15 protein-coding genes are annotated in these 16500 nt (G+C 36.1%); 5 read left to right on the forward strand and 10 right to left on the reverse strand.

Translation table 11 applies throughout. The annotated features are described in order from the left end of the window. Positions 1-89: 89 nt before the first annotated feature. The 10 genes from ccoG to A6M55_RS04265 all read right to left on the reverse strand — a co-directional run bounded on the left by ccoG (position 90) and on the right by A6M55_RS04265 (position 11391). Entirely contained in the window at positions 90-1511 is a 1422-nt protein-coding gene (gene ccoG / locus A6M55_RS04215) for a cytochrome c oxidase accessory protein CcoG (protein WP_064196717.1), read from the reverse strand. Positions 1512-1600: 89 nt separating this feature from the next. Next, on the reverse strand, positions 1601-2389 hold the full coding sequence (locus tag A6M55_RS04220) for a cbb3-type cytochrome c oxidase N-terminal domain-containing protein (protein ID WP_064196622.1): 789 nt from the start codon (positions 2387-2389) through the stop codon (positions 1601-1603). Positions 2390-2763: 374 nt separating this feature from the next. Next, positions 2764-4941 carry a cytochrome-c oxidase, cbb3-type subunit I gene (ccoN, locus tag A6M55_RS04230; RefSeq protein ID WP_064196623.1) on the reverse strand — a complete coding sequence of 726 codons (2178 nt, stop codon included), beginning with the start codon at positions 4939-4941 and terminating at the stop codon, positions 2764-2766. Between the two features lie 187 nt (positions 4942-5128). Next, entirely contained in the window at positions 5129-5536 is a 408-nt protein-coding gene (locus A6M55_RS04235; RefSeq protein WP_064196624.1) for a hypothetical protein, read from the reverse strand. 87 nt (positions 5537-5623) lie between these two features. Then, positions 5624-6481 carry a universal stress protein gene (locus tag A6M55_RS04240; protein WP_064196625.1) on the reverse strand — a complete coding sequence of 286 codons (858 nt, stop codon included), beginning with the start codon at positions 6479-6481 and terminating at the stop codon, positions 5624-5626. 109 nt (positions 6482-6590) lie between these two features. Further along, entirely contained in the window at positions 6591-7355 is a 765-nt protein-coding gene (locus A6M55_RS04245) for a hypothetical protein (RefSeq protein WP_119364401.1), read from the reverse strand. 79 nt (positions 7356-7434) lie between these two features. Beyond that, entirely contained in the window at positions 7435-7611 is a 177-nt protein-coding gene (gene ccoS, locus A6M55_RS04250; RefSeq protein WP_064196627.1) for a cbb3-type cytochrome oxidase assembly protein CcoS, read from the reverse strand. Between the two features lie 113 nt (positions 7612-7724). Next, positions 7725-10160, reverse strand: coding sequence for a heavy metal translocating P-type ATPase metal-binding domain-containing protein (locus tag A6M55_RS04255; RefSeq protein WP_064196628.1), 2436 nt, complete (start codon positions 10158-10160; stop codon positions 7725-7727). Continuing rightward, a complete protein-coding gene (locus A6M55_RS04260; RefSeq protein WP_064196629.1) occupies positions 10157-10531 on the reverse strand; it encodes a hypothetical protein in 375 nt (124 codons plus the stop codon). The genes A6M55_RS04255 and A6M55_RS04260 overlap by 4 nt, the downstream gene beginning before the upstream one ends. A gap of 47 nt (positions 10532-10578) precedes the next feature. Continuing rightward, on the reverse strand, positions 10579-11391 hold the full coding sequence (locus tag A6M55_RS04265) for a universal stress protein (protein ID WP_064196630.1): 813 nt from the start codon (positions 11389-11391) through the stop codon (positions 10579-10581). Between the two features lie 166 nt (positions 11392-11557). Between A6M55_RS04265 and A6M55_RS04270 the strand changes: the two genes are divergently transcribed. The 5 genes from A6M55_RS04270 to A6M55_RS04290 all read left to right on the forward strand — a co-directional run bounded on the left by A6M55_RS04270 (position 11558) and on the right by A6M55_RS04290 (position 16457). After that, the gene (locus A6M55_RS04270) at positions 11558-12829 is read left to right on the forward strand and encodes a PAS domain-containing sensor histidine kinase (RefSeq protein ID WP_229235477.1); all 1272 of its coding nucleotides are present in this window, start codon (positions 11558-11560) and stop codon (positions 12827-12829) included. 6 nt (positions 12830-12835) lie between these two features. Then, positions 12836-13894: a response regulator gene (locus A6M55_RS04275; protein WP_064196632.1), complete on the forward strand. Its 1059-nt coding sequence runs from the start codon at positions 12836-12838 to the stop codon at positions 13892-13894. Between the two features lie 104 nt (positions 13895-13998). After that, positions 13999-14880 carry a hypothetical protein gene (locus A6M55_RS04280; protein ID WP_064196633.1) on the forward strand — a complete coding sequence of 294 codons (882 nt, stop codon included), beginning with the start codon at positions 13999-14001 and terminating at the stop codon, positions 14878-14880. Further along, positions 14880-15617, forward strand: a complete 738-nt coding sequence (locus A6M55_RS04285) for a hypothetical protein (protein WP_064196634.1) — start codon at positions 14880-14882, stop codon at positions 15615-15617. The genes A6M55_RS04280 and A6M55_RS04285 overlap by 1 nt, the downstream gene beginning before the upstream one ends. Continuing rightward, a complete protein-coding gene (locus tag A6M55_RS04290; protein ID WP_064196635.1) occupies positions 15618-16457 on the forward strand; it encodes a hypothetical protein in 840 nt (279 codons plus the stop codon). It begins immediately after the preceding gene. Positions 16458-16500 lie beyond the last annotated feature (43 nt).

Consider the following 16500-nt stretch of genomic DNA (forward strand, 5'->3'; position numbering starts at 1 on the left):
TTATTGAAATTTTGAATGATAGAATGAGTGAATGATAGAGTAATGAAAAAACATTCACTCATTCTATCATTGACTCATTCAAAATTGATTTATTCCGCTGGCCCTAAGAAGTTTGTTTTTACGGTTTCAACGAGTGTTGTGCCGTTATAAACTTCAATTTTTAGAGGAGTTTTAATATCTGTAATTTGCTTTTTAGGAATATCTAAGAAAAATACTGCATCGGCACGGCCTTGCATTGGCACATTGAGTTTTCCGCCTTGAATGCGTATGGTACCCTTATTATCAGCTACTTTCAGTGTTAATTGAATGGGTTCAGATGTTTTATTGATAAACTGAACATTATATAAATTACTGATAACTCCGTTGGGTTGCTCTTGGTACATCTGCCCTGGTACACGCATAATCGTGGTTTCAACCATTGAACGATTTATCAATAAAAATGCTTCAACCGCTACTAAAAGCACCAAAACAATCGAATAAGCATAAGCCCTGACCGACAGTTTGAATGGTGTACGCTTTTCGATGCTTTCTTGAGATGCGTATTTGATAAGCCCCGTTGGTTTATCAATTTTAATCATTACTTCGTCGCAAGCATCAATACAAGCCGTACAGTTGACACATTCGAGCTGAGTTCCGTTCCGAATATCAATTCCTGTTGGGCAAACTTGCACACATAATGCACAGTCAATACAATCTCCATGTTTCTGACCATTCACTTTTTCAGGATTTTTTGTAAGTTTCCCTCTTGGTTCGCCACGCACGAAATCGTACATAATAGCCATTGTACTACGACCCATCAGAACACCTTGCAGACGACCATAAGGACAAATGGCAATACAAACTTGCTCACGCAAACGAGTGAATACGAAATAAAATAGAGCAGTAAAAACAATGATTCCGATGAAACCAGACCAGTGTTCGGCTGGCGAAACCGTTACAATATTGATGGTTTCTTCGATTCCGATGATATAAGCCATTGTAAAGTGGGCAATAATCACCGAAAAAACTATATATATAAAATGCTTGAGAGTCTTCTTTCTAATTTTTTCGGAAGTCCACGGACCGCTATCAAGTTTGTGTTGTTGACGTGCATCTCCCTCAATCCAGTATTCGATTTTACGGAAAATCATTTCCAAGAAAACTGTTTGTGGACAAGCCCAACCACACCAAAAACGGCCATAAACTACCGTAAAGAGAATGATAAATACAAAAAAAGTAATCATTCCTATACCAAACAACACAAAATCTTGAGGAAAGAAAGGTTGACCAAAAATCACAAACTTTCTCTCAAAGATATTCATCATTAAAAGCGGTTGACCACCAATTTTGATGAAAGGAACAGAAAAGAATATCGTTAGAAAAATAATTGTAGCAATGATTCTTTTGTTATGAAAACTTCCCTTTGGTTTTTTAGGATGTAACCAAATGCGTTTTCCGTTGGCATCTACCGTGGCGATTGTATCACGGAATTCTTCTTCATAAAACTCCTCGATAGTTGATGATGTATTCATTTTGTTTTTATAGAGGTTCGGCCTTGCGTTTATTGATGCCGAATAAAGCCCCAACCCTTTACAAATTAGCAAAGGGTTGGGAATGATTTTTATTTTGTTGCTGTCGAATCGGCAGCTACTTTTTCACCTTGCGGAGCTTTTGCATTTGGCGGATTTGTACCCGCAATCGACATTATATAGTTCGATACATCTTGCATTTCGTTTGGTTTCAAGGTAGCTTTCCAAGCAATCATACCTTTTTCTGGAACACCATTTTTGATGGTTTTGAAAATTGCACTGATTGTACCACCGTGCAACCAGTACTCATCAGTTAGGTTTGGCCCTACGCCACCTTCGCCCGCTGCACCATGACAAGCTACACATTTACCAGTAAAGATTTCTTTGCCTTTGGCAACTACTTTAGCATCAGAAACTAACAGTTTTACTGAATTTTCGTCGATACTATTAGCATTTTTGGCTTGGTACTCTTCGATTTGTTTTTCAGCTACGGCTACTTCATTTAAATATTCTTCCTCCTGTGAAGGGCTTGAATACCAAACGTGATAATCGAGCAGGTAGAAAACGGCAAATACAATCGTAGCGTAGAAAAGATATTTCCACCAAGGTGGAAGGTGATTGTCAAGCTCCCTAATTCCATCATAATTGTGATTCAATAAAATCACTTCTTCTTTTTCCAAAGGCACTGCCCCTGTTAAGCCTTTCCACCAAGTATTGAAGCTAAATGCTTCGATTATTTTACCACTTCGCTCGGCATCAATTTGTTTTAAGGCACGGAAAATTCCGAACACTACAAACAAAATGACGATTGCAAAAATGACGAGAGTTACCAATACCAAGAATAGAATCAATTCATCTCCTGTTTTGAATGATAAGTTCATTTATGACAATTTTAATGATTAATAATTTGTTTTAGTCGATGGTCAACGGACGATATTGGACAGTTAGTCCTGACCTCTATTCTTGAAAACCTATTTTTCGTTGTCGAAAGGTAAGTTTTCCATGTGCTTCACATATTTTTTGTCTGCTTTAAAAACCCAAAAACCGAGTGCAGTAAAAAAAACAAAGAATACTATTAGTGAAAAGATAGGGAATATTGATACCCCTTCTATACCATTTAAAATATTTCTGAACATAGTTTTATTTGTTTGACCCCTCCCCAACCCTCCCCGATAGGGAGGGAGTTTTTAAACTCCAATTTCCTATGCAGTTTTATTTAAAGCCCTCCCCATCGGGGAGGGTTGGGTGGGGTAGTTTATTTTACAGCCGCTTGTTCTTTCTTAATATCAGTACCCATGCGTTGTAGGTAAGCAATGAGGGCAATGATTTCTTTGTCTCCTTTTGCTGTGATTTTGGCATCGGCCAAAGATTTCACGATACCTTCTGCTTGAGCTTCGGCATTAGCGATTGCTTCATCTTCAAAGCCTTCTGGGTATGGAACACCCAAAGTTCGCATGGCATTTATTTTATCAGGTAATTGATTTTTATTGTATTTATCTGATAATAACCAAGGGTAAGTAGGCATAATCGAACCAGGCGACATTGTTTGTGGGTCCATCATGTGGTTGTAGTGCCAGCTATCTGGATATTTACCACCAACACGGTGCAAATCTGGCCCAGTACGCTTAGAACCCCATTGGAATGGGTGGTCGTAAACAAACTCACCTGCTTTTGAGTATTCTCCGTAACGCTCAGTTTCCGAACGGAATGGACGAATCATCTGAGAGTGACAAGTATAACAACCTTCACGGATATAAATATCACGTCCTTCGAGTTCGAGCGGTGTATATGGTTTTACTGATGCAATGGTCGGAATGTTTGATTCAACCAACCACGTTGGAATAAACTCAACTGCTCCACCAATGATAACAGCAACCAAAGATAATAACATGAACATCACTGGTTTACGCTCTATAACTGAGTGCCAGCCTTCGCCCGCAACTTTTACATTTTTAACCAACGCTGGAGCTTCATCGTATTCGTCAGCTACAAAACTTCCTTGTCCAGCAGTTTTGATTAAGTTATAAATCATGATGAATGTACCAATCAAATAAAGCAACCCACCGAAGGCACGCATGGCGTAGAGCGGAATCAATTGAGTTACGGTTTCTAAGAAGTTAGGATAAGCCAAGAATCCTTCTTTTGTAAACTCTTTCCACATCAAACTTTGGGTAAAACCTGCCCAATACATTGGCAATGTCCAGAACAAAATACCGAGTGTTCCTACCCAAAAGTGCGTATTTGCGAGTGATAATGAGTATATTTTGGTTTTCCACATTCTTGGTACCATCCAGTAGAGCATACCAAAAATCATGAATCCGTTCCAACCTAAACCACCTACGTGAACGTGAGCAATTGTCCAGTCAGTAAAGTGAGAAATCGCATTTACGTTTTTCAACGATAACAATGGGCCTTCAAAAGTTGCCATACCATAAGCAGTAACCGCAACCACGAAGAATTTTAAAACTGGGTCTTCACGTACTCTATCCCAAGCACCACGGAGTGTCAATAGACCATTCAACATACCACCCCAAGATGGAGCAATGAGCATGATTGAGAACACAGTACCCAAACTTTGAGCCCAATCAGGCAACGAAGAATAAAGCAAGTGGTGAGGTCCAGCCCAGATATATAAGAAAATAAGTGACCAGAAGTGAATAATTGAGAGTTTATAAGAGAAAACTGGACGATTAGCCGCCTTTGGCATATAATAGTACATTAATCCCAAAAACGGAGTGGTTAAGAAAAACGCAACGGCATTGTGGCCATACCACCACTGAACGAGGGCATCTTGCACACCCGCATAGAGTGAATAACTTTTTGTCCAAGAGATTGGTAATTCAAACGAGTTTACGATGTGAAGCATCGCAACAGTGATGAAAGTAGCAATATAAAACCAAACTGCTACATACATGTGTCGTTCACGGCGTTTGATAATTGTACCAATCATGTTGGTACCAAAAACTACCCAAATCAAGGCAATCGCAATATCAATCGGCCATTCTAACTCGGCATATTCTTTTGAAGTTGTGATACCAAGCGGTAAAGTAATTGCTGCCGCCAAAATAATTGACTGCCAACCCCAAAAGTGTATCCAACTTAATAGTCGGTTAAACATCGGTGTTTTCAATAATCTTGGCATTGAATAATAGATACCCGCAAACATGGCATTTCCGACGAAAGCAAAAATGATGGCATTGGTATGCAGCGGGCGAATACGACCAAAAGTGGTGTACGGAATTCCGAAATTGGCAGTTGGCCAAAATAATTGGGTAGCCGCTGTAAGACCAACCAACATTCCGACAACACCAAAAATGACGGCCGCAATCATAAAGGCTTTTACAACTTTATTGTCGTAATAAAAACCTTCTAATGCACCCCCACCCCCTGAATGAGAGTCGCTACTGAAAAAAGGTTTGGCAAATAATCGCATAAGATTTGGTTTATGGTAGATAGTTAAAAACTGAGGTATGAGACTTGAGATATGAGAATCATTAATTCATTCTAAATTCTACTCTCTGAAATTCTTATATCTTGTAATATCATGGTGTAAAATTACAAGCAGACCCCAGCCAAAAACATGACTGAGGTCTGAAGAAAACATGATTAAAATCATAATATCAGTTGAGCGATGGAGCTGGCTCATAAGTAGCAATAAATTTGCGGAAACTAAACTTTGTTTCACGATAATCTGACTCAAAATATTTCATTTCCTCGTTCAGATAAGCACGGTCTTTTCGTTGCTCGCCATCAAGAATATTTTCTTCTTTTACACCCTGAGCAACTTCTTTTTCAATAACACTTAATTCTTCAAGTAAACGTTTGGTTAATCGTTGAAAATGGTGAAACTGTTTCACAAATTCTGCTACCATAAGCGAATCACGCGATTGAGAAATAGTTTTGGTTTTGTATTCGTCGAGGGTTTTCAAGAAAAAAGTGGCTTCTTGTGCAACTAATTCGAGTTCATTTCGCCATAATTTATGCTCAAAATGAGCGTGATTCAATTGATTTAGTTTAGAAGTTGTCATAATATTTTTATATTTTTTAGAAAACTAAACTCTAAAATTATCTATCCGTGACACACATAGATTGACACGTAATTTCTATATTTTACATCAGAACGTAACAATCTCTGCTTCATTGATAAATGGTGCTGGCACTTCATCATAAATACTAAGCAAAGGAACTGATGGATGATAAGCAAACTTGCGAGTGACGCTTCGATTGAAAATAACATCTAAAAATGAATGATGGCGAGAAACCATCACCAGCAGGTCGGCACGGTGAATTTCCAAAAACTCTTTAATACCTTTCTCTACATCCGCATTTTTAATGTAAAAATCATTGACTTTTACATCGCTGAAATAATTATGGTATTCGTATTTTGCCAAGCCATCTAATTCGTCTGCCGATTGATTATCTTTTAAGACAGTCAAGAGTGTTAATTGTGCATCTTTTTGTGCGAGCAAATCTTTGAGATTATCAAAAACTTTCAAATCACTCACTTCATTATAATCAACGGCCATCGCCACATTTTTAATTGGGGTAATTGGCGTATTGTTTGGAATAATAAGTGTATTTGCCTTAACATTGCGTACAACATCAGTAGCTACACTCCCAAATAAAAGATTATTGCCTACACCACTTGCTCCCAAAACTACCAAATCGTATTGGTTTGTCTGATTCAAAATCTCAATAGCACTCGCTGTTGAAACTGGCATATACTCTGCCCGAAATGTATGAAGAGACTCATTATCAAACTGTTTCAAACCTTTCATGAAACCTCCCATCAGATTTTCGGCATTTGCTTTCAAATCATCTAAGACATACATGGCTATTTCGGGTTGAGTATTGGTTGTGTAGGTATTCAACAACGTAAACTCACAGGCTGTATCGCTAAACATCGCCAAAGCATAGTGAATAGCTCTTTCGGATGCTCTGGAAAAATCAGTTGGAAGCAGAATCTTTTTCATGGTGAAGCTAATTTTAGATTGATTAAACAAATTTAAATATCAACTTCTACTCAAAGCATGACCTGCATTTGGGGACAATATGATAGAAATCAGTTTGTTGAAATGAAACCTAAAAAACCCTCTTTGCAATCTCATTATTGAGCGTTCTGGCTATTTCTTGAGCAGAAAATTCGAGTTTTAGACCTTTGGGTTGCCCCACAACATCTTCAAGCAGGAAAATCACTATTTTAGTATTCCCTGCTTTGCTTTCAATACCAATTTGGCGGTCAAATGCTTTCCAATCTGCAATTAATTTCAAGTGTCGTTGCGAAACTTTTTCTTCGATTGCCTTAAAGAATAGTTTTTGAGAAGCCTCATCTTGCTTGAAAATATCTGATTCGAGCAAAAAACGTTTTTGTTTCAAATCATAAATTTCCCAATCTTGAGTTTCACAACAAGGCGTCTCGGAAGTTTTACAATTTCCTGCTTTCTGAAAAAATCCAAGAAGGTCATTTTGAACAGCTGTGACATACGTCATTTTGTAGAAATAATGAAACGATGCAATATCAAGACACTCGTTGTCGCCATCACACGTACCGAAAAAAGTCATTCCTGAAAGCCAATCATTTATATAATTCTGAGCCGTAGTATCGCTCAAACCACTTACAACTGCATGGCTGGTTTCCCATTTACAGTCAAATTCTTTGTAATACTCGGTATATTTTACGTTTTTGACCGAAATTGAGATGTTTTTATTCTTGAAGAGTTGAGTTTCGGGAACATTCAAAAATGCACTGTGCTGCTGTGCCGATGTCTCCGAGTAAGAAAAAAATAGCACTAACATCATAGTGGTTAGTGCTATCGTGTAAACGCACTTCGAACCTGTTTGTTTCATAAATAGCCTTGATTTATGAAACAAAAGTCTTCAAAAGCCGAACAAAATTTATTGAGAAATATCACAGATAAAGATGACCTTACTCATCTTTATTAATTTTCGATTCAGGATTCTGTACAGGGTTATCGAACAACATTCTGACCGATGGCGTATAAGTATCATCGTACTGACCATCTTTGGTTGCCCAAATAAACGCTCCCAAAAAACCACCTGCTACCAAAATAGCAGCTATTGCTAAAAATAAGATAATGCTCATATTCTTAAATTATGAATGAATAATTGATAATGAATAATGGGACAAAAATTTTTAACTGTGAAAACCTGTGCTACTTGTATCTGTGTAATCTGTGTCCTATCAATAAAAACAACTTATAATCTTCTAAAACGTGCAAATAAATGCGTCAGCCCAACCGCAAAAAGTACCACCGAAATTGAGCTTAAAGGCATAAAAATAGCCGCCAACACTGGTGAAAGTTCGCCAGTAACGGCCCAACCGATTCCTATAAAATTATACACCAACGAAAGTATGAAACTTGCCTTCACGATATTGAGCGAGGTTTTGCTAAACTTCAGAAAATCAGCCAGTTGACCAAATTTTGAAGCATCGAGAATAGCATCGCAAGCGGGTGAAAAGACCTTAATATCTTCGCTGATGGCTATACCAACATTACTTTGTCTCAACGCACCAGCATCGTTTAAGCCATCGCCAATCATTAAAACGTGATTGCCTTTTTGTTGCTCTTGGTTGATAAAATTGAGTTTGTCTTGTGGTTTTTGTTTGAAATGAACCGCATTTTCGTTGAAATAAGGTGCGATTTTATCTTTATCGGCATCATTATCACCCGAAAGTATAAATAGCTTGAAGTTTTTACTAAGGTTTGTTAAAATCATCTGCCAATTTTTACGAAAAACAGTTTCGACCATAAAATAGCCAATCAAAATACTATTAATTTCAAGAAATGAATGTGTATGTTTCACTTCTTTATTAATTGCCGATTGAATAAAACCACCTTTACCAAGTCTTACTAAATTTCCAGCAATACTGGCTTCGAGGCCCTCTCCTTGAAACTCTTGAAAATAATCAATCGTCAAGGCTTTGAAATCTTTACTATTCAACGAACTCGCAATCATTTTGCTCAATGGATGAGCCGATTGCATGGTTAGCGTTTTTACGAGTTTTTGTTCAAACTCGCTTAATTCAGAACCAATAAAAATCACCTTCTCAGAGTTGCTTTCGGTCAAAGTTCCTGTTTTATCAAAAGCAATTTCGTTTACTTCGTTGAGCAATTGAATTACGCCCTGATTTTTAACATAAAATTTATTTCGTCCGAAAATTGCCATCGTTGTTGACATCGTGAAGGGCATCGAGAGCGTCAAGGCACACGGACAAGCCACCATCAAAACGGCAGTTATTGAATTCCAAAAAAGACTTGGTTCAAAAAACGCCCAATAAACACCTGTAATGGTTGCAATTGTAAAAGTGATAGCTGTAAAATATTTACTAAACAAATTAGCCAATTCGGTTGTAGGCATTACTTTTTCTTTCATAAATGCCTCATTATTCCAAAGTTGGGTCAAATAACTCTGCGAAACAGGTTTCTGCACAATCAACTCCAAACGCTCACCTTTTTGGCGACCACCCGCAAAAAGTACATCACCAACATTTTTGCTTAGAGGGTCAGATTCACCCGTTACAAAACTATAATCAATCATTCCTTTTCCTTTTGAAATGATGGCATCGGCAGGAATCAACTCTTGGTGATGAATGAAAATAGTATCTCCTTTTTTGAGTTCCATCACATTCATAAACGACTCTACATTTCCACGTAAAACCTTAACAGCCAACGGAAAATATGACTTATAGTTTCGCTCAAAAGAAAGATAATTATAAGTGATTTGCTGCATCCATTTCCCGACCAATAAAAAGAAAACTAAACCCGCCAAACTATCATAATAACCCGCCGAATTATTGACGAATGTTTCGTAAATACTGCGTCCATAAAGTGTTATGATAGCAACCGCAATCGGAATATCAACACTAAAAACATCAGTGGTTTTCTTGAAATTTTCTTTGATTGAAATCCACGCACCGTTCAGATAATCGTAAGCTCCGTAAAAGAAAACAGGCAACGATAGCATGAAGTTGAAATACAAGAAAAACTTCTGATAAGTGGCATCAATGCTATTTTTGAGGTCGAGGTGAAAGTATTCAGGAAAACTCATCATCATGATATTTCCCATACAAAAACCTACAACGCCAATTTTCAGAATCAAACTTCGCTGTGCAGTGTTTTTTTGTTGGGGTTTGTCGGAGCTTTCCAAATTGAGTAATGGCTCATAACCCAATGTAGCCAACAATTCAACAATTTCTTTCAAACTGACCTCAACAGGATTATAGCTCAACGAAAGCTCTTTCTTGATAAAATTGAGCCTTGAAGTAATAACTCCTTTTCTGACTTTATTAAAATTCTCAAGCAGCCAAACGCACGAACTACAATGAACGGCTGGCACATAAAAAGTAACTTTACTCAACTCACCCGACTGATAATCAAGCAATTGAGCAACAATATCTCTTTCATCGAGATAGCTATATTTCCCTTCGAAGTTTTTGGATTTTAGACTAATTCCAGCGTTATCGTTGAGGTCATAATAGGCACAAAGATTATTATCCTGTAAAATTTCAAACACCGTTTGACAACCATGACAACAAAAATGTTTGTCTTCAAAAGCAATCGAATCATCAGGACATTCATCTCCGCAATGATAACACACCAATTTTTCTTCAACCTCGGCTATCATACTCATTGCATCAGTTTTTGTGGTTCGCTATTCATAAAATCATTCATACCTTTTCCCAACGTATTTTGTCGTTCGAGCGACCAATAATTGGTAAAAGACGATTCGAGCCAAGTTTTGCCTGACTTTCTAAATATTGAGATTTGGATTCCCATATTATCCCAAAAAAGCCTTTCCACCTCTGAAACTTTCATTTCAGGCGAAATGGCAAAATTTTCAACAGCCTTTTTATGCACAATATCACTCAACTGACAATTATGATAGGCATCGCTCATCTCTTCGCCACGATAATAAATTTCGAGGCGAAGAAATGGATAGATTTCATTGAACTTCCTTATCAAATCAGTTGCATTTATGTCAGGTTTTACAAAAAGTATCATCGGTGTTCCATTATTAGAGATTGAAAGTTGGGAAATTAAATATTTTATCAGACAACCGTCAGAATAGAAATACTATCATTTTTTGCCAACCGTTCAGTATTGGTATCGGTAAAGAATCGCTCGAAAATATTGTGTTTTCTCGGAAACGTAATTATCAAATCGGCATGCGTTGACTTAGAAAAACCTAAAACAGTTTTCGAGAAATCTCCACCTTCGACAATTGTGTAAGTATGCGGCACATTTTTCAGTAACTCTCTGATTTTCAAGGCACTATCTTTTGCAAAATCTGACTCTTCGGTAACAGTATAAAGATTCACAACTGTATCTAAATCTCGGAGAATACTTACAGTTTTACCCAAAACTTCAGCATCAATATCATACCTAAAATCAAGTCCTAAAACAGCATTCTGAAATGTAGAATATTTTGCTCTTGGCGGTACAATCAGCATTGGAACTTTGGTATGATGAACCATTGAAGTTGCTAAACTGCCAAAATATCTACTTCCCAATGGCGAATCGCCCACGCTTCCCATAATCAATAAATCGGCATTAGTTTCTGCCAAAGCATCGCAAAGAGCATCAATAACTAAACCTTCTTTTACTAAAATATCAATCTCTAAGACTGGCGAAAACTTCTTAATCAAGCGAGTCTTTAGCCGTTTGAGCATATACAAGCTATGTTTTTCTAAATCTTGAGCCGAAACCGCCAACATACTCATTTCCGAATCAAGCGGCATCAAATAGCGATACGCATGAAAAAGAATAAGTTTTGCTCCAGTTTTAATAGCCGTTTGGGCGGCCGTTTGGGCAGCTTTTCTTGAACCTCTCGAAAAATCAGTTGCAAATACGATGGTTTTCATAACGTAGCTTGTTTTTAGATATTGATTCTATAATTTCTACGATACAAATTTTGGGTTTTTAGCAATCAATTATTATGACATTTGTCATAAGCAAATATGATATTGATAAAACGCAACACTTTCGAAGAGAAATTTTTATCTTTGACCCTTAGTATTTTTGCAAATAATGACGAAAGTCATATTTTCGCACCTCACTATTATCCTAACTTGCCCGATGATTGCAACCAATATTTCAATTGCTGAAAACGACATGCTGAATCAGGTAGAAGCTATTTTTCAATTTGCCACAGAAGCCATTCTTATTACGGATAATGAAGGGAAAATTATCAAAGTAAATCCAAGCACCGAAATAATGTTTGGCTACGCAGCAGATGAATTTATAGGTCAACCGATTGAAATATTAATCCCTAACCGCTTGACTGAAAGGCATAGAAAACATCGACAACAATTTTCTGAATGTCCGCACGCTCGTTCGATGGGAGCAAATTTCGATTTGTTTGCGAAACGGAAAGACAATTCAGAATTTCCTGTTGAAGTGAGTCTGAGTCCATATACAAATAGTCAAGGAAGTTTTGTAATTGCCTTTATTATTGATATTAGTATCAGGAAAAAGGCTGAAAATCAACTCATTGCCTATAAAGCAGAGCTTGAAAAAGAAGTTGAAGAACGTACAATGATTCTTAAGGAAGCGATTCAGAAACTCGAACAAACCAAAGACGAACTCGATAACTCATTGAAACGTGAACGAGAAGTAAATTCGATGAAGTCAAGATTTATTTCGATTGCTTCGCACGAATTTCGCACACCATTGGCCACGGTTTTGTCTTCGCTTTCGTTGGTTGAGAAATATTCTGCGTTGCAAGATGAAGAAAAACGCCTAAAACACATCGGTAGAATCAAATCATCAGTACGTAATCTTACTGATATTCTGAATGACTTTTTATCGTTGAATAAACTCGAAGAAGGCAAAGTAATGCTCAATATAGAAGCCTTCAATTTACATGATTTGATTGAGGGTTTAATGCAGGAATTGCAAGGAATTACAAAAAAACAGCAAAGGATCATCCTTTCTTGCTCAAGTAACGGCAGATGTTTAGTAAATCTCGATAAGACACTTATTCGAAATATTATCATAAATTTAGTTTCAAACGCTATCAAATTTTCACCAGAAAACACCAACATTACAATTAGTGCCAATTTATCAGAAAATGAAATTAAACTAAGCGTTTCCGATCAAGGCATCGGTATTCCTGAAGCCGACCAAAAGCATTTATTTGAGCGTTTTTTTAGGTCGAGTAATGCAGGCGAAATTCAAGGTACGGGACTTGGTTTGAGCATTGTGGCTCACTACGTAAATCTGCTGAAAGGCACAATCACATTTAAAAGCAAAGAAAACGAAGGCACAACATTTTTTATAAACCTTCCTCGAAATTTTTAGCATGATATGAAAAAGATATTACTCATTGAAGATAATACTGAAATCAGAGAAAACACAGCCGAGATTCTCGAACTGGCTGATTATCAGGTAGTAACTGCCGAAAACGGCCGAGTTGGCGTTGAAAAAGCCCACGCCGAAAAACCAGATTTAATCATCTGCGACATCATGATGCCAATCATGGACGGTTACAGTGTGCTGCACTTACTCTCGAAAACTCCCGACACGGCCAATACGCCTTTCATATTTCTGACTGCCAAAGCCGACCGCTCGGATTTCAGAAAAGGCATGGAAATGGGTGCCGATGACTACATAACCAAACCTTTTGATGATGTAGAATTGCTGAATGCCATCGAAAGTAGATTGAAAAAAGTGGAGCTTTTACAAAAAAACTACACACAAGATTTAGGCGGACTCGACGAACTAATCAGTGATGCAGGTGGCGACCAAGAACTAAAAAAACTACTCGAAAGTCGTGAAGTAAGAAGTTATAAAAAGAAAAGCGAGATTTATCGTGAAGGAGATTATCCACTTTATTTATTCTGCATTATCAAAGGCAAAATCAAAACTTTCAAGACCAATGACGATGGTAAAGAACTGATTATCAACATTTATGACAAAGACGACTACTTGGGTTATGTCGATTTACTACAAGAAAGTAATTTTACCGAATCAGCAGCGGCAATGGAAGATTGCGAAATTTGCCTCATTCCGAAAAATGATTTTTATAACCTCATTCATAAAAACCGCCAAGTTGCTCAGAAATTTATTCAACTCTTATCCAACAATGTAAAGGCCAACGAAGAACAACTACTCAAACTCGCCTATAATTCTGTCAGAAAACGTATTTCGGAAGCTTTACTAAAATTTCATAGCCATTTGGTAAAAGAAGGAACTGCCAGCAATAACATGAAAATCAGTCGAGAAGACCTCTCAAATGTAGCAGGAACTTCGCTCGAAACTGCCATCAGAACGCTTTCGGATTTTAAAGACGAAAAACTAATAGAAATTGAATCGGGTAAGATTACGATTTTGAATTTGGAAAAATTGAAGCGGTTGAAGAATTGAGATAAAAATATAAGGATAAGAGCTTTGAAAATTTGTTTTTTCAAAGCTCTTATCCTTATATTTGAGTTTCAAAAAGCGTATTCATACAACCATTCAATTTATCTATGAACAAACTATTTGTTTTATTTTCACTGTTACTTTGCGTTCTTGGCTGTAAAAAAAAGCAATCTGCCGAACCCCAACCAACTGATATAACTCCTACAGTTCAAAAAGTAAGCTATAATGGGCCACAAAAAGACAATCAATATTTAACCAAAATAATTAGTACCTTCAAAAATTACAGTTATCTACAAAAAGACTCTTTGTTAGTAAACTACGATGTCAATAAAAAAATAGTTAATACCACAAATTACCAGTTCCGCTCAGGGTCTTCAAGTGCAACAAATCGGTTCATAAAAAAATACGAAACCACTTTTAACTATGATAGTAAAGGTAATTTAACTGACTGTAAAACTATTGACCTTGAATATCAATATTCAGCATCATTCAAGTTTGAATACGATGAGGCTACCAATAAACTCAATAAAGTTAATGGTGCATACCAAAGCGGTAATTATTCAGAATTTATTACAAAATTAGAAGATACAGACAAAGGATTTAATCAATTAAGAAATGGTTTTTTACGAGTAGAGAATACATTTGTTGATGACAATCTAAGTAAGTATTTTGAAAAAGACTCTCCTATTACATTTGAATATCAAGGTTATAGTGTAACCAAACTAAGTCCATTTTATGCCTTGCCAGCAAATATGCAGAAAGTCTTTTACTGCACCGAAAATGTTATTCAGATTTTTAACTTTTCGATTGAACATCTAAATATAATGAGTAAAAATGTACCATCTAAAATTACATCTTCGGGTGCAATGAACAAATCCATCGATTTAAACTCTACTTCAAATCAAGCTGGCTACGTAACAGAAATTTCAATTGGTGATACATCTTCGAGCTTTTACAGAAAATTCAATTTTTCATACAACAATAAATAATGAAACGAGTAATCTTATATCTATTAGGCTGTTATTTGTTTATCTCTTCGTGTAAAAAAGAAAGCACAAATCCAGCAAAATATCCCCTAAAATCATACACTATTTTAACGAATCAGTTCAATTCTTCTAATGTAAGAGATTCTGTTTCTTTTGAGTACAGCAATGGTCTGATAATTAAGGCCACCTCTTTTTATAAATATGACTTAAACAGCATTGGCCCAGTTAAAAGTTTAAATTTTGTTTATAACAAAAATAAAATTCAATCAGTAAGTTCCATCAAAAATAATACCTCCTCAACCATAACCGTAGAATACGATAGTGATAATCTTCTAAAAAGTATTATGTCTCAGAATAGCACATTTTCCATTCGATACAATACCGCCTTAAAAGTGAGTGGAATTAGATATAGTATTACCAATTTTTACGATTTTGAAGTTAAAGACGAAAACATAATTTCAATAAATAGGTCTGGTAATATTCAAAAAAATGAATTTGACACAACTAATAATCCATTTTACTATTTACCAGATGACGTCAAACTCATTATAATGTCCGAATTCGGAAATTCGATTTTCTTAAATAATTATAATGGTTTTTCTAAAAACTCACCTAAAAGTTATTCTCAAGATAAAAAAGATTATATCATCAGCTATAAATACAACAAAGCTAACTTGCCAGTTGAGGCAATTATCACAAGTAATTCACAGAAAATAAACACTTTGAAATTTTACTACTAAATGAAAAAACTACTTATGACAGCCATTGTCATATCAATGGCAATATTTTCGTGTAAGAAAGAAACCGAAATAGGTGCTACAACGGTTCCTCCTCCAACTCCCAAAAGTTATATTTCAAAATTGACAGTCAACGAAATCTACAATAATAAAAAAACTCGTGACCAAGAATTTAATTTTTCCTATGATTCCAAAGGAAGCCTTGAGAGCATTGCTCAGACCCATATCTATTACGATTTAAACACAGGAGCTGTTTCAAGTAAAAATCAATATACAGTCTTTGTCGCTTATAATTCTGAAAATTTAGCCTCGGAAATGAAAACACTGTATAAAATCAGTGACGGAAGTGAAAGTATAAATATTGATAGGTTTGTATATGATAAAGATAAAGTTGCAGAAATACGCTCTTTTTCGGTACAAAATGGTATTGAGAAAGCATCCTCAGAAATACTTATTTTTAATTATAATAATAAAGGCCAACTAACTTCAACTTCAATGGAGAATATAGTAAGGTCTTCTTATAATTACACAAATGACGTCCATACCTCAACAAACTTTTTTGCTACATCAAAAGCAGAAGTGTCATATCATGAAACTGCACTTAATCCGATTTCTAATTTTCTTAATGCTCAAAAAATAATAGTCAGCAAGATAATTGAAGACCCTTATCTTTTTGGCTTTGGTTTAGTTAGCAAATTTTATCCAAAGAAAACTATAAACGGAAATACCACATGGGATTATGAGGTTAGTACGAATAATCAAAATTTACCAACCAAAGTACTTAGAAGTTATTTTGCCTATAACGTGATTCAAACCATGAATTTCGAGTATAAAACATTTTAATTTTATAAACTAAAACCTGAACAAAATCATATTCCAAGTACCT

The sequence above is a fragment of the Emticicia sp. MM genome, assembly GCF_001649495.1.